The sequence below is a fragment of the Pseudosulfitobacter koreensis genome, from assembly GCF_024733015.1.
In the GTDB taxonomy this organism is placed as follows: domain Bacteria; phylum Pseudomonadota; class Alphaproteobacteria; order Rhodobacterales; family Rhodobacteraceae; genus Pseudosulfitobacter; species Pseudosulfitobacter koreensis.
The window spans coordinates 42,575-58,437 of sequence record NZ_JANKJG010000014.1 but is presented as its reverse complement, the minus strand read 5'-3'; the positions used below and the strand labels follow the sequence as shown (position 1 = coordinate 58,437).

The following is a 15,863-nucleotide window of genomic DNA, read 5'->3' as shown; positions in this document are numbered from 1 at the left end:
TCGCAACCTATCAACAGCGCCCCAGCGGAAACGCCCCGCGTTTTCGCCGCGCCTCAGCGTAGCCCCGCAGGGCTGCGCGACAACCGGCAGCATGATGCGCAGCATCGTGCGAGAGGTCGACCGCGAATTGAAACCTATGTGTATCACCTTAGCGGAAACGCACCGCGTTTTCGCCGCGCCCGACCGCCCCCATGGGCGGGCGCGTCTTCGACGCCCCCGAGGCTGTCGCCTTCTTTCGCCTCAAAAGGTCCCCCGGACCTTTTGCAAGACGGCTCAAGACCCGCGGTCAGGCGCTTGTGTTGGAGGTCAGAGCCAAACCCTCAAACATCCAGCTCCTCAACAAACCGCGCGTTATCCTGGATATACTCGAACCGCAGCTCCGGCTTCTTGCCCATCAGCCGCTCCACCAGATCGCCGGTCTGCCCCGGCTCGTCCTCGTCGATGGTCACGCGGATCAGCTTGCGGGTGGCGGGGTTCATCGTGGTGTCCTTCAGGTCCTTCGCGTCCATCTCGCCCAGACCCTTGAACCGCGACACGTCGATCTTGCCCGACCCGCCCAGACCCTTCTCCAGCCAGGCATCGCGCTCGGCCTGGTCCAGACAGTACACCCGTTTCGACCCTTGGGTCAGGCGGTACAGCGGCGGACAGGCCAGATACAAATGCCCCGCGTCGATCATCGGGCGCATCTGGGTGAAAAAGAACGTCATCAGCAGTGCTGCGATATGCGCGCCGTCCACGTCCGCGTCGGTCATGATGATGACCTTGTCATAGCGCAGGTCATCGACGTTGAACTTCGCCCCGAGCGACACCCCAAGCGCCTGTGACAGATCGGAAATCTCCGCGTTCGATCCCAGTTTCGACGACGCCGCCCCCAGCACGTTCAGGATCTTGCCCCGCAACGGCAGCAGCGCCTGCGTCTTGCGGTCGCGCGCCATCTTGGCCGACCCGCCCGCACTGTCGCCCTCGACGATGAACAGCTCGGTGCCCTCGCGCGTTTTCGACGTACAGTCGGTCAGTTTCCCCGGCAGGCGCAGCTTTTGCGTCGCCGTCTTGCGCGAGGTCTCTTTCTCCTGCCGCCGCCGCAGCCGTTCCTCGGCGCGCAGCACCAGAAAATCCAGGATCGCGCCGGCCGATTTCGTATCCGCCGCCAGCCAGTTGTCGAAATGGTCGCGCACCGCGTTCTCGACCATCCGCTGCGCCTCGACGGTGGCCAGCCGGTCCTTGGTCTGGCCCACGAATTCCGGCTCGCGGATGAAACACGACACCAGCGCGCCGCCGCCGGTCATCAGATCCTCGCGGGTGATGGTCGCGGCCTTGCGGTTGTTGACCAGCTCGCCGTAGGCCTTGATGCCCTTCAGGATCGCGGCCCAGAACCCGGCCTCGTGGGTGCCGCCCTCGGGCGTGGGCACCGTGTTGCAATAGGACTGGATGAACCCGTCGCGCGCAGGCGTCCAGTTGATTGCCCATTCCACCTTGCCCGGCACCTTGAACTTCTCGAACGACACCGACCCCGCGAACGGCGTCTCGGCATAGGTGGTGGCCCCGCCCATCGCCTCTTTCAGATAGTCCGACAGACCGCCCGGAAAGTGAAACTTGGCCTCTTTGGGGGTCTCGCCGTCGTCGATCTCGGTCTTCCAGCGGATTTCGACGCCCGAGAACAGATAGGCCTTCGAGCGGGCCATCTTGAACAGCCGCGCGGGTTTCAGCGTCAGCGCGCCAAAGATGTCCGCATCGGGGTGAAACGTCACCGCCGTGCCGCGCCGGTTGGGGGCGGCGCCGATCCGCTCCAGCTTGCCCTGCGGCACGCCGCGCGAAAACTCCATCGCGTAAAGTTCCTTGTTGCGCGCCACTTCGACCCGCAGATGGTCCGACAGCGCATTCACCACCGACGAGCCGACACCGTGCAGGCCGCCCGAGGTCTCGTAGCTGTCGCCGGAAAACTTGCCGCCCGCGTTCAGCGTGCAGAAAATGATCTCAAGCGCCGATTTCGTCGGGTCCTTGGGGTGCGGCCCGGTGGGAATCCCCCGCCCGTTGTCGCGCACCGACACATGGCCGTTGGCGTGCATCTCGACCTCGATCCAGGTGGCATGCCCCGCCACCGCCTCGTCCATCGAGTTGTCGATGATCTCGGCCACCATGTGATGCAGCGCGCGGTCGTCCTTGCCGCCGATATACATGCCGGGGCGCAGGCGGACGTGCTCCATGTCCTCCAGCACCTGAATCGAGGAGGCATCATAATCCGAAGCGGGCTCGGACCCGGACAGAAGGTCACTCATAAGGGGGCTGCTCTCTTTTTGGTTGGCGGTGATTATGGCAGAGCAACCGCGATGACGAAAGGGGGCAGGTGCGCCCATATCGTGGTGACGTCGCAGGGGGCCCGTCGTCGCGGCAAAGCGATGGACGCCGCGGAACGTCCCGCGCGGGATCACAACCGTTGCGTGTTCGAATTCTGCGGGCTAACACGTCCGCACGACATAAATTCTACTGTAATTCTGGACACTTCATGACCTTCATCAAACGCACTGCCGCCCTTGTGGCCCTCTCCCTGATCGCCGCATGTTCAACCGGCACCACCCAAACGCCTGCCGCAACCAAGGTGACCACCTTGACCCCCGCCTACATGGCACAGAACGGTTTTCGGCAACTGTCCTACACCGGCGGCGGCAAGTCCTACGTGCTTTACACCAAGCGCGACGCGCTCGCGCGCGGCGACAAGGTCCTGATTCAGGTCACCAAGGGCACGCCCTTCACCCGCACCACCGCCGATGACGTCGAGGTGCAGAACACCGTCCGCGACGCCTATCGCGCGCTCGGCCTGTGCCCCGCCGGTCAGCATCCCGGCCTGATCAGCTTTGGCTACGGCGCATCGCCCAGCGTCGAGCCCCCGACCTGGAGCGCCTATGTCCGCTGTTCGGACAAGATGCAGGCCAACGTCACCTGACGGCAGCCCGAAACCCACGCAACTCCGCAGGCCCGTCAGGGGCTTGCGGACTTGCCGCCGCTCTCAGCGAAATGCAGGCCCATGCGCCCAGACCGTCAGCGAATGGCGCACACCGCTGCGCACCGGCGTCACCTGATGCAGCGTAAAGCTGGGAAAGACGCTGACGCAGCCCTGCGCGCGGCTGGCCTGCAACACCTGCGCGCCCGGCATAACCTCCAGCGTGCCGCCCTCGTAATCCTCGGGCGGCGACAGTTGCAGCACCAGCGTCAGCTTGCGCTTGCCCGATTTCGGCCCGCCGCCGATGTCCGAATGCCAGACGAAGTGCCCCGCATCCGTCGCCTTGTAGATCGCAACCTGCGGGCTTTCCTCAAAGGCGGTCAGATCAAACTCGAAATGATCGCGGTTGGCCTGCCGGACCAGCTCGATCAGCCGATCCATCACCCAGCCCATGCCGTCCACCTCGTCGATCCAGACCAATTCGGCAATGCGCATGTTGTGATCCGTGTTGCGCCCGACCAGCATCGCCTCGTCCGTCGGCGCGCGCGAAATCGCCGCGATGATCTCGTTACATTCGCCCACGCTGAACGCACCGGGCACCGCATGCACTGACAACATCGCCGTCCTCAAATCCTGTAAAATCGCGCGTCGGGCACGCGCCGCAGCCGGGGGCGGATCGCCCGCAATTCCCCGGTCGCGCAGATTAGCACTCCGCCGTCCGTCCGTGTGAAAGATTTGCAAGGGCAGGGGCGCACGCAGGCGGAAACCCGCAGGCGCCCCCCGCAAGCGCCCCCTGTCAGTTCTGAACCAGATAGGCCCAGGACACAAAGCCCTTCATCCGGCGCGCCTGCTTCAACGACACCTCGCACCAGCGGGTGCCGCCCGTCTCGATGCATTCGTGGACGTAAACCTCGGTGCCGTTCGGCAGGCCCAGCACGACCTTGTAGCCGGTGCCCGGTCCCGCGCGCATCTTCAGCATGTCGTCGGCCTCGACCCGCCCGACGGTATAGGTGCCTGAAAACCCTGCCTCGGCGGGGGCGGAAAAGCCGATCATGCCTGCGATCAGCGCGGTGATGATGACGTTGCGCATCGTTGTTATCCTTGTGACTGCCTCGCGTCCCTTCTAGGCCGCAGCCCCCGGCACAGGCAACCAAAAGCCCTCAGGTCGGCGGCAACCAGTCCAGCACCACATCCGCAATCTCCTGCGGCTTCTGGTGGAACAGCCAATGATCCGCGTCCGCAATCTCCACCCGCGTCAGGTCCGGCGCGTACTCCTCCAGCCCCTCGGTCGCCTCGGGCATCAGCGCCACATCCCCCATGCCCCAGATCAGCAGATGCGGACAGCGCACCTGCAACCGCTCCACCGGCATCGGGCGCAGATCGGTCACCGGCTTGCCGGGGTCCGCGACCACCAGCGGCGACGCGCGATACCAGTTGATCATCCCGCGCAGCCGCCCCGGACGCCCCCAGGCCTCCTTGTAGCGCGCCAGCACATCGCCCTGCAGCCACGACATATCCATCTTGGCCGAAAACAGTGCGATCAGCTTTTCGAAATCATTGGCCGCCAGCTTGTCCTCGGACCCGTCGCTGCGCAGGTAGTTGATGTATTGCGACGCCTCGGACTGCTTGCCGCCCTTGGCCATCTCGCGCTGGAACGGGGCAGGGTGCACCCCGTTGGCAATGATCAGCCGCGACACCAGATCGGGGCGCATGAACGCCAGCGCATAGGCGACACCGGCCCCCCAGTCATGCCCCAGCACCGTCACCGGGCCATCGTCACCGATCAACGCCACCATGTCCGACACCAGCCTGGACGCGGTGTATTCCCCCACCTCCGCAGGCGCCCAGCTGCGCCCGTATCCGCGCTGGTCGGGGGCGATCACGTGAAACCGCTCGGCCAGCAGCGGCGCAAAGTCATCCCATGCGCCGCCGTATTCCGGAAACCCGTGCAGCAACAGCAGCCGTGGCAGGGCAGGGTCGCCCCATGTGCGGACATAAAATTCATGCCCGTTCAGTTCGCGCATCCCTGCCTGCATGGTCACTCTCCCTTGGCTTTGCTCTCGAACCGCAGACCGGCAGCCGTGCGCGGCGCAAACCCGGTCCAATAGGTGTGATCCTCGGTCTGATCGCCCGCATCGTCCACCGCCACGACCCCGTCACCCGACACGGGCGTCAGGTCGAAATAGGCGGCCATGTCCTCTTCACCCTTCAGATGCAGGTCCATGAACGCGGTGGCAAAGTGCTGGGCGATGTTGTTCATCCGGTTGGTGTCCCAGACCGCATCGGCGTAATGCGCAAACGGCGCATAGCCCAGCCCCTCGTCATACGCCCAGCTTTCGCGGGGTGCGGGCATCGGCGCGGCCGCATTGTGGTTGGCATTCTCGAACGTCAGCAGGTGCCGGTCGGTGCCCGTGGTGCCGTCAAAGATCCCGCGCATCGCCTCATAGATCGACACATCGTCCACGCTGCCCGCCATCAGCATCAGCGGCTTGCGAAAGCCCGAAAGCCCTTCGGCGTCCCAGAACCCGGTGTTGTTGCCCCATGGCCCGATGGCGATGACCGCCTTCACCCGTTCGTCGATCAGCGCCTCGTGGCTCTCCGATCCGGCCAGATGCGCCGCCAGCAACCCGTTCGGCGTGCCCCAGCTGTATTCGGTCGACGCCTGCGTGACACCCGCCCCGCCAAAGATCAGCGCGCCGTAGCCGCCCATCGAATAGCCGATCACGCCCACGGTCTCGCCGTCGATGATCGCACCCAGCGGACCGTCCAGCGTGGCCATCTGCTCGATCACGAACCGCTGGTCGATGGGCCGGTTCAACAGCGTCGATCCGAACGCGCCCTGATCCGAATAGGTGCTGTCGGTGTGGTCGATCGACACGGTGACATAGCCCTTCGACGCGAGGTTCTCGCCCAGGTGGCTCATCAGAAAGCGGTTGCCGGGATAGCCGTGGCTGATCACGATCAGCGGAAACTGCCCCTCTGCCGCAGGGGCCGCATCGCGTGCGGCACGGCCCGTCAGCGTGGCCTGCCGTGCCCCGTCGCGCAGGGTGGTGACATATTCGCCCCCCGGCTCGGTGCCCTCGGCCGCCGGATACCAGACCTCGACCGTCAGCGGGCGGTCATAGACGGGGGCGTCGCCCTCGGTGGTGTTCAGGATATCGACCTGACCCGCGTGCGCAAACTCCAGCGTCTGCACCCCGATGGTATAATCGCCATAGGGCGCAAGCTCGGGCGCGTCGGGCCGGATCTGGTCGATCGGATTTGCATAGAGCATCCCGGCAGCGCCGATGCCTGCAAGCCCAAGCGTTACGGTTTTCAATGCGGTGTTCATGACAGTCTCCCTCTCTGTCTGGTCCGTCCCCGTCCGCCGTGCGGCCTTCGGGGGCTGTGATGTCTCGCCTTGGCGAATGCCGCCTCACGCGTGTCTCATCTTATTGTCTTGGCACTGTGACACAGCCCCCGCAGCGATCAACCCATGACCTTACGGCGCGGGCAGGGGCGGCGGGCGCGCAAGTCCCGCCGCAGAAATCCCTTGAACTGATACGATATCGTATCATATAAGTAGTGCGACATCGTACCAAACTAGGAGAATCGCCATGACCCTGTCCCGCCGCAAGACCCTCGCCCTGATCGGTGGCGGTGCCATCCTCGCCGCCACGGGCACCTTCGCCTACGACATCACCCGACTGCCGCGCACCGCCTCCCTTCCCTGGGACCAGGCCGGGCAATACGACGACCCGCGTATGCGCGCGCTGTCCTGGGCGATCCTCGCGCCCAACCCGCACAACCGCCAACCGTGGAGGGTGGACCTTACGCAGCCCGACACCGCGATCCTCTATGTCGATCCCGACCGCCTGCTGCCGCACACCGATCCATTCAGCCGCCAGATCACCATCGGTCTCGGCTGCTTTCTCGAAGTGCTGCGCATGGCCGCCCTGCAAGACGGCCGGCACGTGCAATTCGACCTCTTCCCCGACGGCTCCGACGCCCAATCGCTCGACACCCGCCCGGTTGCCATCTGCCGCTTTGCGCCCACCGATGCCGCCCCCGATCCGCTCTTTGCCCACGTGCCCCAGCGCCGCTCGCTGAAAGAACCCTTCGACATGACCCGCCCGGTGCCCGACGCGGCCCTGACGGCCATCGCCGCCGCCGCGCTCCACGGCACCACGGTCGGCACCACCAACAGCGAGGCAGACCTTGCCGAACTGCGCCCCTTCAGCCACGAGGCCCTGCGCATCGAGATCGAAACCCCCCGCACCTACAAGGAAAGCGTCGATCTCTTCCGCATCGGCCGCCACGAGGTCGACGCCAACCCCGACGGCATCGACTTTACCGGCCCGATGTTCGAGGGGCTGGCGCGCACCGGCATGTTCACCCGCGACATCGCATTCGACACCACCTCCACGGCCTACCAGCAGGGGCTGGCGGCGGTCTTTGCCAACACCGACACCGCGATGGGCTACGTCTGGCAGGTCACCCCCACCAACACCCGCGCCGACCAGATCCGCGCAGGCCGCGACTGGGTGCGCATCAACCTCGCCGCCACCGCGCAAGGGCTCGGCACCCAGCCGCTCAGCCAGGCCCTGCAGGAGTACCCCGAGATGCGTGCGCATTACGACAAGATCCACCGACGTCTGGCGCCCGGCGGCGGAACCGTGCAAATGTGGGCGCGGCTGGGGTATGGCCCGCAAACCCGGCCCAGCCCGCGTTGGCCCCTGGAGGAAAAGATTGTCGGATAACAAGACGTCAGACCTGCGCATGCTCTTTGCGCTGTTCAACGAGATCGGCATCATCGAACAACTCAGCCGCACCCTTTTCGAGGGGCGGCTGCCCAAGGGCGTTCTGGTCTCGCATTTTTCCGTGCTCAACCACCTCAGCAGGCTGGGTGACGGACGCACCCCGCTCGACATCGCGCGTGCCTTTCAGGTGCCGAAAACCACGCTCAGCCACACGCTGTCGCTGCTTGAAAAACGCGGCTGGATCGAGATGCGGCCAAACCCTGCCGACAAACGCTCCAAGCTGGTCTACCTGACCGACGCGGGCCGCACCTTCCGCGAAACCGCCATCGACAGTCTTGCCCCGGATATGGCCGCGATGGCCGATCATCTGAACCTCGGCGACATTGAGGCGATGCTGCCCAAGCTCGCCGAAATTCGCAGCTACCTCGACCGCGCCCGCGACGCAGCCGGCACCTGACAGCGGGCTGCGGGCCACCCCGACGCTGACCTAGCGTCGGGCGAATTACGAGGGAACACAAACGCGCAAATGCACGTTCGGTCAAAATAACCGAAATTGCGAAGGGCGCTACCGACTTGACGATTCAGGATAAAATCACCGACACACGGCACCGGCCCCACCTGCTTGTGGGCGTGGCCATCGCCGCGATCGCCGCCACCATCGGCTTCGTGCACACGATGGACCCCGGCACCCAGGCGGCCCTTCTGGTCGAGGGCGGTCCGGTCCAGTCCCTGACCGTCGTGGTCTACGCCGTCTGCATCGCACTCATTCTCGTCAGCTGGTCACCTGCCACGCTCAGATCGCGCTGGAACATCCCCGCGGTGCTGCTGGTGTTCATTTTCATCGAGCTTGATCTCGACAAATCCTATTTCACCGTCGGCCTGCTGAAATCGCGCCAGTACATCGGCGATCAGGTCGCACTGCCCGAACGCGCGCTCTCGTTCGTCCTCATCGGCCTGATCGTGGCGCTGGTGCTCTCGATCCTGATCCGCGAAGCGCGCGGTTTCCTGTCAGAGCTGCGCGACCTCAACCCCAGCGCGCTGGCCGCCCTGACCGGCATCGCCCTGATCTTCGTCAGCGAAGCCTCCGACGGCATCGGCCGCAAACTCGAAGGCCTCGGCATCGTGCTGCCCAGGCAAATGGAAAACTCCGCCTATATCGTCGAGGAAGTCGTCGAGCTTGGCATCCCGGTCATGTTCGCCGTCGCCATCGTGACCAGCACCGCCTCGGCCATCGTCAAACCGGACTAGCGGGGCCGCGTCGGGCGCCCTTTCAAGGCCCCCGGCAACCCTGCCACCAGATGATCGAACAGCGCCCGCACCGCAGGGCTCGCCCGCTGATCCTCGTGCATCGCCACTGCGCAGGGCATCTGCACCGTGACCTCGCGCAGCACCCGCACAAAGCCCAGCCGCGCCGCGATCCCCGCCTGACACAGCCCCACGCCCATGCCCGCCGCAATCGCCGCGATCTGCACCAGGGCATCGTCAGTGCGCAGCACCACGTTGCGCGGCGCAGCCAGCCCCCGCGCCGCCAGCCACGGCGCGATCTGCCCGATGCGGTCGTCGTCGATGAACGGCGCACTCACCAGGTCCGCAGGCTCGGCCAGACCCGCTGCCCGGAACAGTCCCAGCTCCACCTCGGGCAGGGTGCGCGCCACCAGCGCCTTTTGCGTCAGCGGCGCCACGCGAATGGCCACATCCGCCGCCCGGTGCAGCAAGTCCTCGGTGCTGTCGGTCGCGGCCAGTTCCACCACCAGACCGGGATGCAGCGCCCGCAACTCCGCCAGCAGGGGCGGGACCACATGCACCGCCATCACCCGCGGACAGGTCAGCCGCACAGCGCCCGCAACCTGTGCGCCCCGGTCCACCATCCGCCGCAGCCCGTGCGCCTGATCCAGCACCGCTTGCGCAGGCTCGCGCAAACGCAGCGCCAGCGGTGTCGCCGTCAGACCGTTCTGCGCACGGGTAAACAACCGCGCGCCCAGCTCCGCCTCCAGCGTCTCGATCTGCCTGCGCACCGTGGGCTGCGACAGCCCCAGCGCCCGCGCCGCCCCCGACAGCGATCCATGCTCCAGCACGGCGCAAAAGGCGGGGATCAGGTCCAGCGAGGTCAGGGGCATGCTCATAACTTCTTTCTAGGCAGTTGTCAGAATTTGAACAATGGCGTTCAGCGTGCCGCGCGCGCAAATTCCTCCCAGACCCTCAACCCAGACCTTCAACCCGGAGCCCCGCCATGACCCACAGCCCCATCGCCCTGATCCTGCGCGCCGAAGCCCTCGCCACGCTGATCGCAGCCCTCTTCGCCTACCACCTCACCGGCGCATCCTGGTGGCTCTTCGCCGCCCTGATCCTGGTGCCCGACCTGTCGATGATCGGCTACCTGCACGGCCCCCGCACAGGGGCCATCTGCTACAACATCGTGCACAGCTACGCCCCCGTCCTGACCTTGGGCGCCGCCCTGTGGGCGCTGGGCATCCCCTTCGCCCTGCCGCTCACCGCGATCCTCGTGGCCCACATCGCCGCCGACCGCGCAATGGGCTTCGGGCTGAAGCGCAGCACGGGTTTCCACGACACCCACCTGCAATCCTTTGCGTAACGCCTCTTTAAAAGGCAGCGGTCAGCGACTACAGGACCGGCATGACCCAATCGCTGACCCCCGCGCCGCCGCGCATGACCTATCCCGAACACGCCCGCGCCATGCTGGTGCTGGGCGTGCCGCTGATCGGCGGGCACATCGCGCAGATGGCCATCGGCGTCACCGACACGGTGATGCTGGGCTGGTACGGGGTCGAAGCGCTGGCCGCCGTCACCCTTGCCTCCACCTATTTCTTCCTGCTGTTCCTGATGGGCAGCGGCTTTGCCATGGCGGTGATGCCGATGGTCGCCTCCTATGCCGCCGAGGACGACGAGGTCTCCGTGCGCCGCGTCACCCGCATGGGCCTGTGGCTGTCGGCAGGCTTTGGCGTGCTGGTGCTGCCGCTGATGCTCTGGGCCGAACCGGTGCTGCTGATGCTGGGCCAAAGCCCGCAGGTTGCGCGCGATGGCGGGCTCTATCTCGGGATCGCGGGCTGGGGCATGGTGCCCGCTCTGCTGGTCATGGTGATGAAATCCTATCTGGCAGCGCTCGAGCGCACCCAGATCGTGCTCTGGATCACCTTGGCCGCCGCCGTGGTCAACGCGCTTGCCAACTACGCGTTGGTCTTCGGCAACTGGGGCGCGCCCGAACTGGGCGTGCGCGGTGCCGCCATCGCGTCCTTCTCGACCCAGGCCGTCAGCCTGCTGGGCGTGGTCATCTATGCCCTGCGCGCGCTGCCCGAACACCAGATCTTCGTGCGCCTGTGGCGGCCCGACTGGCAGATGCTGGCGCGGGTCTTCCGCCTTGGCCTGCCCATCGGCCTGACCAACCTGTCCGAAGTCGGTCTCTTCGCCGCCTCCGCCGTGATGATGGGCTGGCTGGGCGTGGTGCCGCTGGCCGCCCACGGCATCGCGGTGCAGATGGCGGGGCTGACGTTCATGGTCCACATGGGCCTGTCGAACGCCGCCACCATCCGCGCGGGCAATGCGGTGGGCCGCCGCGACGCGCCGCACATGGCACGCGGCGCGCGCACCGCCTTCGTGCTGTCGCTGGCCATGTCGCTTGCGACCATCGCCGTGTTCCTCCTGTGGCCCGAAGTGCTGATCTCCGCCTTCATCGAACGCGACGAGCCCGCCCGCGCCCAGATCATGGTGATCGGAGTGGCCCTGCTGGCCGTCGCCGCCCTGTTCCAGCTGGTCGACGGCGTGCAGGTCATAGCCTTGGGCCTGCTGCGCGGCGTGCAGGACACATCCGTGCCCATGGTGCTCGCCGCGATCAGCTACTGGGGCGTCGGCCTGCCCACCGCCTATGTCTTCGGCTTCGTGCTGGACCTCGGAGGCGTCGGCATCTGGTTCGGCCTCGTCGTAGGCCTGGGCTGCGCCGCCCTCACCCTCGCCTGGCGCTTCTGGCGCGTGAGCTTCCCCAAAATGCGCGGGGCCTGGGGGTAGGGGGCCTTTGCCGCTCGGGGATAGGCCAACTCACCTGATGCAGTATCTTCAAACCAACACGAGGGTATCAAATCGAGAACTCTTCCTCGACAGAACTTCCCTCACTGTATACATCCCGTCTTGAGATTTTCGTTAGGGATTACAGGAAAATATGGACGGACTTGGAATAATCATTCAGGGAATATCAATCCTTGTAGTTCTGCTTTCACTTGGTCCCACGTTTTGGCACGGACATCAGTGTAAACGCTCCAACCCTGAGAAAATGGGCTCCCGATGGGGATACTTTGTCACCTACAGCACCGCACTTTTTTACATTTTCGTTCTGGGTGGTCTGACTGTGTTGTGGCTGGTGAACAATGGGTTCGCCGCACCTCAGGTGTACATGGTTATTTTGCTGGTTTTCATAACAGGTATTTCATATCTGGCCATGAGACGAAATCGCTGGGCGTTGATTGCAATCACGTTCCTTTCACTCAATCCCTTATGGATGATCATCAACCTTTTCTACTTTGGAAACCGATGGAGTGAGTTCAAGGTTGAAGCTCTAGAGAAAAGAGCCGAAAAAACAGCCTGACCGGTTTTAAATTGGCACCGAGAGGCCGACGGCACTGCGTGCCTCGTTCCGGGCCTGGTGGGCCGGTGGGGGAGCGGACATTCGCGCATAGGAAACAAGTTTTAGTCAGCGCTCGAAAAGCTATCATACACAATTCGAGGTGTATGAACGTTGCATCTATATCGAAGAAGCAATCAGAGCGTTGATTTCGGAGTGGCCACGCCACGCCTTCTTCATTACGGATTTATCCGCCCCAACAAAGAATTGCCCAGAATACAGGATGGCGGCTTTGACGTACGGCGAAACATTATCGTAGATTTCTCTAACACTTCGCTTGTCTTGCACTCGACCGAATTTAGCAACGAATATAGCCGCTATTGCGCGTGTTGGGTCACCAATACGACCATCCTGAAGCCAATTTAGAGCATGCTGGACTGTAGAGTTTTCCACAGCTTCGCAGGACATTACTCCGGCAAGATAATACATCCGTTGGTAATCCAAGTGGAATCCGTTTGCGCGTATCAGATCCTCTATTCGCTGTCTAACCTCGGTGTGTTTCTTAGCGAAGTGATTGAGATAGGAGAAATAGTGCCTTGTAAGATGGGGGCGTTCGACAAGCCCTGCGAAGGCCCTTTCAATTCCATATTCGTCGCCAACTGAGCGTAAATATGGCAAGCAGAAACGATCGATTTTCTCTTCAAGATCTGGCGTCTCTGCTTTGTAGTCAAGGAGCGCACGGACGGCCAGTAGCTCATCGTCTACGCCGTCGCTCATCGCCACTTCTAATTCGTCGGAGTTGATCCAATCTCCTTGGAAACCATAGCCGCCTTGTTCAACCAAATCCTTTGCGCCCGCTATCTCTGCTCTTGCAGCGTCGAACAATGTGTCAATTTCCTTTTGCTCGAAAAGGAGAGTTCCCGATTCAATGATTTTCGTTTTGGTGGGGCTGAGATTGAGTCCTACTTTTCTCAGCTTTTCAATCAATGTGTTCAGAAATATTTTGGCTTCAAGTTCGGTACTGAACCCCACATAAATGTCATCAACGTAACGTGCAGACGGCAAGCCTTTTAGTGCGCATAATCCGTCGATATCTGTCAAGTAGAAATTCCCAAGTACATCTGACGGAAAAATTCCCTGAATAATACCTTGGGAAACGCTTTGCTTGAAGCTTGTGAGTACTTTTTCCAATAACCTAACCGACTCCGCTCTGCATCCGCTTCCCTCTAACGCGTTGATCAGTGGGTGTTGGGGAAGTGTCTCGAAGAAATTTGCGACATCACATTGAAGAATGAATCTGCACTCTCCACAAATTTGTTCGACTCTTTCTTGAAATGCATTCCAAGCGTCAAAAGACGGTGCGAACAGCCGTTGATCTTCGCCCGATGGTACATGGCTGAACGTTCGCCCCCTGTCCATCTGTCCCTCCAATTGTGAAAGAATATCCTCGACGAGCCCCTGATACAGAAGCCTGTCTTGAGGAAGCAAGATACTTCCTGGGCGGGAAAGGATGCCTTGCTTGGGCACGCTCATTTGGATCGGAAGCTGAGGCTCATAAGTACCAGAGCCTAGCACCGCACAGAGTTGTTGGATCAGCTCATCGCTCTTCTCGCGAAAAATGATATCAAAGTGCGGGGCAAGTATGAAATCTGAACGATTATCAACAATGATATTCTGGACAGCCTTTGACCAGTCGATTTCATCAATAACTTTCTTGTCTAATCCGGGCACTTTTGAGTACAACCTCTATGCGGTTCAATCTTCTTGTTGATCTGCTCCAACCAACAATATGCAATGATAGATTTCGAGAACAAATGTTGCCATATCTTTTACCTTAAATGGGCAATTTTAAATGTCCACTCTAAGTCCCGCCGCATCGCAGCGACAGATCACGCAACCAAGGTCGGCTAAAGGCCCCTCACCCTCGCAAAAAAACCCTCACCCCACACACCCACTCACCGCGACAACCGCAACGCCGCCCTCATCAAACACCGCGCTCGACACCGCACCGCCGCGCTCCACACTCAGCACGCTCCCCGCGATCTCGCTGCCCGTGACGGTGATCTCGCGCGCGCCCGCCGTGTCGTCCACGTCGATGGTAAAGGACACCACCTGATCCACCGGCAGGCCCACAAGCGTCAGCGACAGCGTCTTCTGGCCGTCCACGACCTCGGGCAGGGCGCTCACCAGCGCGCCGCCGCGCGTCAGCTCGAAGGGTTGAAAGACCTCGACGCCGGCACCCGCGCCGGTGGTGTCAAAGATCAGCCCGCCCGCGCTTGGCCCCATGTCCAGCGTCAGGACCAGCCCGCCGTGATCGCAGGCACCCAAGGCCGAGATCACGAAACTGTCCTTCGGCGCGCCGTCGCGAAAGGTCATCTGAACATCGGCCAGCGCCTGCACCGGCAGGGCAAGCAAGCACATCGCAGCAAAAGGAAAAACCGGGGTCGGGCGCATATCTCTAAAACCTTACACTAAATGAAACTCGGAACATGATCTAACGGCGTTCCGCGCCGCATGGCCACTCAATACCGGCGCACGCGCCCGCGCGGGGCAGTTTTGCACCCGGTGATGCAGACCCCGGACCCCCCGAAGGCGACAAGGGTCAGCCCTCCATCAGCCGGTCGGCCTTCTTGCGGACCAGCACGCTGCGCAGGTCGTGCATCGCCAGCAGCAACGCGTCGGTCACGTCGTCCAGCTGCTCGTCCGTCGCCTTCGACTGCACCCATTGCGCGGTCAGGTTCAGATAATCGACCGCGCGGTGAATGTCGTCGACGTCGCGCGCCGCCAGCAGCGCCTGCCGCGAGGCCATCCAGGCGTTGATCTCGTCCATGTCGGCGGCACTCAGCGTGCGGTCGCCATGCGCCTTCACGTCGCCGTTGCGGATGTTGATCACCGCGATCTGGTCCATCTCGATCCGCCGCTGCCGGTTTTCGGTGTCCAGACGGAACACAAGGGCCCCGTTTTCGCGGACCCTGAAATAATAGTCGGGCAAATCGCCTGCCATGACGCAATCCTTTCTGGCTGGGGATGTCCGGCCTGATGTTTCATGCGGTGTACCAGCAACCGGGGGGCAGGCAAATAATTTCGCCCCTCTCGGCAGGAGAAAATACCAAGAATCCAAGCGAACAGGCAGTGCAGCAGGCCGCCGCGTACCCGGTCAGCCCTGCGCGAACCACGCGACGATCTTGGGCATCTCCCGCTCGAAACCGCCGGGGACATAGACGTTCAGCAGCCGCGCAGGGCGGTCCGTCAGGTTTCTGAAATCATGCGTGACCCCGGCAGGCACCCGGATGAACGCGCCGGTCTCGAACACTGTCCAGGTGTCGCCGACCAGCAGCTCGGGGCGTCCTTCCAGCACATAGAACACTTCGTCATTGGCGGCGTGCTCATGCGCCCCGACACCGCCTTGCCCGGGCGCAAGGATCCATTCGGATATGCTGTAGCCCGCGCCGGTCTCGTCCTCGTCCGCCTTGAACAGGGCGGTCAGATCGCCCATCTCATAGCGCCGCCCGCCGCCCGCCGCCCGGTGGCAGCGCGATGACGGCCCGCGCCGCCGGTGTCTGATCGTCACCTTCCACGACCGCCCTCCCTCCCACAAACATGCGCGACTATGCGC

General features: G+C 63.1%; 17 protein-coding genes. 7 read left to right on the top strand and 10 right to left on the bottom strand.

The genetic code is table 11. The annotated features are described in order from the left end of the window. Positions 1-320: 320 nt before the first annotated feature. Entirely contained in the window at positions 321-2,276 is a 1,956-nt protein-coding gene (locus NTA49_RS15880) for a DNA gyrase/topoisomerase IV subunit B (protein WP_258295787.1), read from the bottom strand. Positions 2,277-2,503: 227 nt separating this feature from the next. Between NTA49_RS15880 and NTA49_RS15875 the strand changes: the two genes are divergently transcribed. Beyond that, positions 2,504-2,941, top strand: a complete 438-nt coding sequence (locus NTA49_RS15875; protein WP_258295786.1) for a hypothetical protein — start codon at positions 2,504-2,506, stop codon at positions 2,939-2,941. 63 nt (positions 2,942-3,004) lie between these two features. Here NTA49_RS15875 and NTA49_RS15870 read toward each other — a convergent pair whose 3' ends face one another. The 4 genes from NTA49_RS15870 to NTA49_RS15855 form a co-directional block, all read right to left on the bottom strand. Further along, positions 3,005-3,556: a 2OG-Fe(II) oxygenase gene (locus NTA49_RS15870; protein WP_258295785.1), complete on the bottom strand. Its 552-nt coding sequence runs from the start codon at positions 3,554-3,556 to the stop codon at positions 3,005-3,007. A 178-nt stretch (positions 3,557-3,734) separates the two neighbouring features. Beyond that, entirely contained in the window at positions 3,735-4,028 is a 294-nt protein-coding gene (locus NTA49_RS15865; RefSeq protein ID WP_258295784.1) for an SH3 domain-containing protein, read from the bottom strand. Between the two features lie 70 nt (positions 4,029-4,098). Next, entirely contained in the window at positions 4,099-4,974 is an 876-nt protein-coding gene (locus tag NTA49_RS15860; protein ID WP_258295783.1) for an alpha/beta fold hydrolase, read from the bottom strand. A gap of 2 nt (positions 4,975-4,976) precedes the next feature. Continuing rightward, positions 4,977-6,269 (bottom strand): alpha/beta hydrolase family protein, encoded by a 1,293-nt coding sequence (locus tag NTA49_RS15855; RefSeq protein ID WP_258295782.1) that lies wholly within the window; start codon positions 6,267-6,269, stop codon positions 4,977-4,979. Positions 6,270-6,534: 265 nt separating this feature from the next. On the opposite strand from NTA49_RS15855, the gene NTA49_RS15850 reads away from it, so the two are divergent. The 3 genes from NTA49_RS15850 (at position 6,535) to NTA49_RS15840 (ending at position 8,925) form a co-directional block, all read left to right on the top strand. Further along, on the top strand, positions 6,535-7,677 hold the full coding sequence (locus NTA49_RS15850) for an Acg family FMN-binding oxidoreductase (protein WP_258295781.1): 1,143 nt from the start codon (positions 6,535-6,537) through the stop codon (positions 7,675-7,677). Further along, positions 7,667-8,134, top strand: a complete 468-nt coding sequence (locus NTA49_RS15845) for a MarR family winged helix-turn-helix transcriptional regulator (protein ID WP_258295780.1) — start codon at positions 7,667-7,669, stop codon at positions 8,132-8,134. The genes NTA49_RS15850 and NTA49_RS15845 overlap by 11 nt, the downstream gene beginning before the upstream one ends. A 116-nt stretch (positions 8,135-8,250) precedes the next feature. Next, positions 8,251-8,925 carry a hypothetical protein gene (locus NTA49_RS15840; RefSeq protein ID WP_258295779.1) on the top strand — a complete coding sequence of 225 codons (675 nt, stop codon included), beginning with the start codon at positions 8,251-8,253 and terminating at the stop codon, positions 8,923-8,925. Here the strand turns inward: NTA49_RS15840 and NTA49_RS17245 are convergent. After that, positions 8,922-9,800: a LysR family transcriptional regulator gene (locus NTA49_RS17245; protein ID WP_261368360.1), complete on the bottom strand. Its 879-nt coding sequence runs from the start codon at positions 9,798-9,800 to the stop codon at positions 8,922-8,924. The two genes, NTA49_RS15840 and NTA49_RS17245, sit on opposite strands and share 4 nt — an antisense overlap. Before the next feature lie 107 nt (positions 9,801-9,907). On the opposite strand from NTA49_RS17245, the gene NTA49_RS15825 reads away from it, so the two are divergent. The 3 genes from NTA49_RS15825 (at position 9,908) to NTA49_RS15815 (ending at position 12,271) form a co-directional block, all read left to right on the top strand. Further along, complete coding sequence (locus tag NTA49_RS15825) at positions 9,908-10,270, top strand: DUF4260 domain-containing protein (RefSeq protein ID WP_258295778.1); 363 nt, start codon at positions 9,908-9,910, stop codon at positions 10,268-10,270. A 41-nt stretch (positions 10,271-10,311) separates the two neighbouring features. Continuing rightward, complete coding sequence (locus tag NTA49_RS15820) at positions 10,312-11,697, top strand: MATE family efflux transporter (protein WP_258295777.1); 1,386 nt, start codon at positions 10,312-10,314, stop codon at positions 11,695-11,697. A gap of 151 nt (positions 11,698-11,848) precedes the next feature. After that, positions 11,849-12,271 (top strand): hypothetical protein, encoded by a 423-nt coding sequence (locus tag NTA49_RS15815; protein ID WP_258295776.1) that lies wholly within the window; start codon positions 11,849-11,851, stop codon positions 12,269-12,271. Positions 12,272-12,427: 156 nt separating this feature from the next. On the opposite strand, the gene NTA49_RS15810 is transcribed toward NTA49_RS15815, so the two are convergent. From NTA49_RS15810 to NTA49_RS15795, 4 genes are all read right to left on the bottom strand, one after another. Further along, positions 12,428-13,978, bottom strand: a complete 1,551-nt coding sequence (locus tag NTA49_RS15810) for an RNA-directed DNA polymerase (protein WP_258295775.1) — start codon at positions 13,976-13,978, stop codon at positions 12,428-12,430. Between the two features lie 207 nt (positions 13,979-14,185). Next, positions 14,186-14,668, bottom strand: a complete 483-nt coding sequence (locus NTA49_RS15805) for a hypothetical protein (protein ID WP_258295774.1) — start codon at positions 14,666-14,668, stop codon at positions 14,186-14,188. A 181-nt stretch (positions 14,669-14,849) separates the two neighbouring features. After that, on the bottom strand, positions 14,850-15,251 hold the full coding sequence (locus NTA49_RS15800; RefSeq protein WP_258295773.1) for a hypothetical protein: 402 nt from the start codon (positions 15,249-15,251) through the stop codon (positions 14,850-14,852). A gap of 153 nt (positions 15,252-15,404) precedes the next feature. Next, positions 15,405-15,818 carry a cupin domain-containing protein gene (locus tag NTA49_RS15795; RefSeq protein WP_258295772.1) on the bottom strand — a complete coding sequence of 138 codons (414 nt, stop codon included), beginning with the start codon at positions 15,816-15,818 and terminating at the stop codon, positions 15,405-15,407. Positions 15,819-15,863: the final 45 nt, after the last annotated feature.